Below are 4522 nucleotides of genomic sequence, written 5' to 3' on the forward strand. Positions count from 1 at the left end.
TATCTGAGACAGGACACTAGTGCTTTTTGAGCAAGGAGGGCAATTGATACGGTTACCAAGAGCTGAAACCCAGCCCGCGCTAACAGCTTCCTCCGCAGCAAAACCAGCACAGCACGACCGCCAACAGCGCGGACTATTCTCCATTTATTATAATAAACAACGGTAGCTCAAGATGTTTGATGAAAAGGATTTTTCCGCTGGCAAATTTTGGAGTTTACTGAAGAAGCGCGTCGCCTCGCGCGAGCGGAACGATGAGCTGCAAGTGGACAAAGCCCTGCTGCAGATGCTGTTTATTGTAGCTCTCGACCGTGAGCTGATATCGATTTCGTCCAAGCGATTCCCTTTCAAAGATCTCATTCACTCAAAAGATGATTATGAATTCGATGCACAATGGCGCAATATCCGAGAAGAGATAATTAGCACCATGGACTTGCCGCGTCGGACAGATTTTTTTGCACCGGTCATCGACAGACTCTTCTTTTTGGAAGCATTCCAGGCCATTGACAGTGAATTACCTCGCTCGCCTGTTGAAGCACTGAGACTATTCGATTATCTATTTTTCGCCAGCGCGGCCGCTAACCTCGGAGCCAGCTCACGCTACCTGAGTATGGTCGCCAGATTCTCGAGTATATTAGCTGGTCAAACTAGCAGGCGGGTCGAGGCGTTTGCCTTGACGGGCGAATTCTTATCACTCTCCCCCTCCGGCACGTCAACTATCCGTCCAGAATGGCCCACCGCCTTTATTCGATCCTTCAAGGGTTGGGAGTTTGAATTTGAGCTTCGCATGGAGTTCCTGCATGCCAACACGAAGCAACTCGCAGAGAAGAGTTTCAATACCATACAGCTGTCGCGGGGAGACTTCGTTCTAATCAATGCCCCTCGGAAGCTGGCAAACCGTGCCTCTGCTGGCGATCGACAGCCGCAGATAGCCTCCGCCGCCGATACCTCAATCCAGATGCTGGAAGCATTGCTGGGCCGCAATCATTTTCTCGAAGGTGTGGTGGTAGTTCCCGGTTTAGATCGGACCGCTTCCAAAACCGAGCTTAGACGTATTCGAGAGTGGCTCGTTGAATCGAAGATGCTGGTTGCGGTGATCGATTTCCCCTCGGGAAGCCGTAATGTGACCGTGTCTCATAGCGCCTGGGTGCTGCGTGCCCATTCGAACGCTTCGCGGGAATCCGTGCTAATGGTAGACATGCGATCGCTGCTCTCCCCCAATCATCGTGGGGGTTGGATCGCACTGGCGGAATTCGCGGCTCGCTTGGTCCTGACCTGGGAGAATGATCACCGACCTGCCGACTGGTCCTCGCAGGAGGTCACTAACACCAGTGACAAGCGTCTGCACAATATCTATACACGGGAGTTTAGCGAGGGTTATCGTGACGTACCGGGCCTCTGTGCACTTATATCGAGGACTGAGGTATTGGAGAACCATGCACGGCTACAAGCGCATGACTATTTGAGCACTCAATCCCCCCGCCTCTGGGCCTCTGGTCTTGATCATACTGTGGTCACAGAGCTGCTAGCGGCTAAGCGACAGACCCGCGAGCCGATCTATGTGATTGGAAATAATGGTGCGGGAAAGAGCTTGTTGCTGCGTGAGATTGCAGAGCTGTCGGTTGAGCAAGGGTGCGCTACCATCGGTGTAGCATTTGGTTTCAATGATCGCTTTCCCCATCGCTCCCAAAAGAATAAAGAGGATGTTTTTTTTCGCTACGAGGGTAGCCGCGGCACCGGCTCAACCGCGTCATTGAAGAAGCTAGCCTTGGACATGGGTAAAAAGATCTATGACATTCATTGCGACCCTCATCGACTCGCCGCCTTTAGCATGGGATTGGAGCTCTTGGACTTCAGGGCACGCCGCTACTTGATGCCCTACGCAGCTGAATCGAGCGTTCGAGACAACCACCTAATGATCAGCTCGACCGTGTTGCTGAGTGATCTCGCCAGTGAAAATATCGATTTAGTTCAGCCAAATACTCTAGCGACTATGCAGCCTGCGCTGGGACGCATGAGCGCACGAAGCGAGGTCACGCCATTCTCCGAGCTAAGTTCGGGAGAACAACAGATGCTGACGTTACTCGTGAAAATCATCGTTTCGGCAACGCCTAACGCACGCATTTTGATCGATGAACCAGAGATAAGTCTGCATGTGAGTTGGCAGCGCTTGTTGCCCATCATGCTGAGTAAAATGTGTGAGCACTTCGATTGCGACATGGTGATTGCGACTCACTCCCCTCTTCTGGTTACGAGTGCGTTGAGCGCCAGCAATCACTGCTTTGTGGCGCAAGATCAGCAACTGATTCCTCTGCGAATTCACGATCGCGGTTCAGTTGAGCGCGTGCTATTCACTGGCTTTGGCACCCACACTGAGAACAACCGACAAGTCTACGAACGATGTGCCGCGATTGTTTCGGAGGCCATCAAAGCTGTGAACGCGGAGGATAAAAATCTACAGACCGTCACCCGCTTGGAAGAGGAACTGGCTGTCATGCAGCGCACCGTAGACGCTGCGACTGGACAGTTGCGCAGCTCATCCCTTGATAGCGAGCTGGACCTGATCGAAAAAACTCGCGAGGCATTGGACCAGTTGCAGGCCCTGGCGCAAGAGACGGGGGAGAGCGGACAGTGACTTTGTTACCCGTCGGGCGTGACCAACAAGTAGAAGAAGCGCAATATTTGGCCAAATGCCATCGGCGAGTGAGGCGTCGTCCCCATGCAGCGCAGATCATGCAGGACGAGAGCTTCTTTGATGCTGCGCGTAGGGAAAACCGTGATGTATGGGCCGAATTCTACGCGACTGAGTGGCAAACACCAGCAGGTGCAATAACCGGATCGGATCTGATGTCCGCTCTACGAGACCACCTGGCTGAACTGCAGGGGGAGCAGTGTTGTTATTGCCGACAGGCCTTACTTAAAGGCGGCAACTCGCGCCCTATAGAACATGTGCTACCCCGGGCTGAGCACCCAAGATTCACCCTGCACTTTTGGAATCTTGCCGTCAGCTGCGAACGCTGTAATCGGCTCAAGGGCAGGACACAATCTGAAAACTTTGGACGTGAGCTCGTTGATTATCCCGGCCACACAGATTTCGTCTCTCAGTATCATCCCCGGTTGCATGAGTACGATTCGCACTTTAAGTACGCAGTGATCATGCAAAATGGCGTGACCATACCGTTGTATGCTGGTCGAACCGCCCATGGTCGAAACCTCTGCTCGCAGTTTCTGCACGCCGCAGCTGTCGAGATAACCCTTTTATCACCTAAGTCAGCGCTGCATGAGGACTTGAGCACCATTCAGAAGTTCATCATCAGCCATGATGAGGCTGCGATTGACAAGTTGCAGGCAGCTCAGATCGCCCTGATCGAGGCGATGGTAAAAGCTGCCACTGGTTGATCGACATGCGTGCAAGGTTCCATAGCTGACCTAATCGCCAGCGGTCAGCCCTATCCAAAGGATCAGCGTCTGATTGATTCGGGACGATTTACACCGATTGGCCACCGTATTCGCATCACGTCACCTACGATCTCTTCACAAACCACTTGGTTAGGAGTCAGCACGGGAGCTGATTTCGCCTTGGGATATGCGAAAGCACATAAAAACCATCTTTGGGGTGGAGCGTATGGCGATCGCTCGAGCCCTCGCGCTGCAGCCTTCCGAACCTGATCGGCTTCGAAGAGTTCGGCGGTGCTGCAGACATGCGCTATGCCGCTGAGCACATCACCTCCCAAGATGAAGAAGTCATCCTGATGGCTGGTGTAGACACTCAAGCTGTAGCACAAGGTGCGGCATGTAGTGCACGAGCGGAATCAAAGGACCACTGACTTTCATGAGATGGCATCCGGAACGGCTAGCATGCGAGGAGCAGACCCATTCGGATGACGGCTAGTCATGAGAGTCCTTGGCCAAGCGGCACATCTCCGGATGTAAGACGGCGGAATCACTCTGACACCTCAAATCAGCGAGGCTGATGACAGCGCCTGATCGGGATCAGGGTAAAAATGGATTGCGGTAGGCGCTCAGCTCCGTCTATCGAAACACATCTTGCATGCTAGCATTTTAGTGAGGCATTATAAATTCATAACTACAAACCAGCGGTGCCCATCATGGTCAGCATTGCGTGCAAAGACTTCTCACTCCTGTCATCCCGCTACCGGGTGACCTAATCCTCTAAAGGCTGCCGTCTGGCCGAGCCTTCTCCTACTCGATTTCCCAAGCAGATGAATGCTTTAGCTCTTTGGAGCTAGGGCTCCCTCTGTGAGTGCCCAGGGCCATTGGCCCAATGAAAATAAGGAAAATAGAAATGAGCATGATGAAAGCTGCCCGTCTGCATAAGGTCGGTCCGACGTTCCAGCTCGACTCGATCGAGATCCCGAAACCACGTGCACACGACGTTGTTGTTGAAGTGAAGGCTTGCAACTTGGTGCCCAACCTTCGGAGTGCGATCCATAAACCCCACCTACCCAGCACTTGGAGAGCGGGTTACCGTGGCATCTCTGGCGAACAGTTCCACGGCAGCAGC

The 4522-nt window shown here is 53.1% G+C and carries 2 protein-coding genes and 2 pseudogenes; all 4 read left to right on the forward strand.

The features are described 5' to 3' along the window. Positions 1 to 172: 172 nt before the first annotated feature. Positions 173 to 2632, forward strand: a complete 2460-nt coding sequence (locus KUO17_RS18815) for an AAA family ATPase (protein ID WP_217977029.1) — start codon at positions 173 to 175, stop codon at positions 2630 to 2632. Next, positions 2629 to 3396, forward strand: coding sequence for an HNH endonuclease (locus KUO17_RS18820; protein WP_217977030.1), 768 nt, complete (start codon positions 2629 to 2631; stop codon positions 3394 to 3396). The genes KUO17_RS18815 and KUO17_RS18820 overlap by 4 nt, the downstream gene beginning before the upstream one ends. Before the next feature lie 248 nt (positions 3397 to 3644). Then, a pseudogene (locus KUO17_RS18825) lies at positions 3645 to 3800 on the forward strand (dihydrodipicolinate synthase family protein); the annotation flags it as partial. A 503-nt stretch (positions 3801 to 4303) separates the two neighbouring features. Next, positions 4304 to 4522: pseudogene (locus KUO17_RS18830) on the forward strand (hypothetical protein); the annotation flags it as partial.

The organism is Pseudomonas aegrilactucae, assembly GCF_019168305.1.
GTDB lineage: Bacteria > Pseudomonadota > Gammaproteobacteria > Pseudomonadales > Pseudomonadaceae > Aquipseudomonas > Aquipseudomonas aegrilactucae.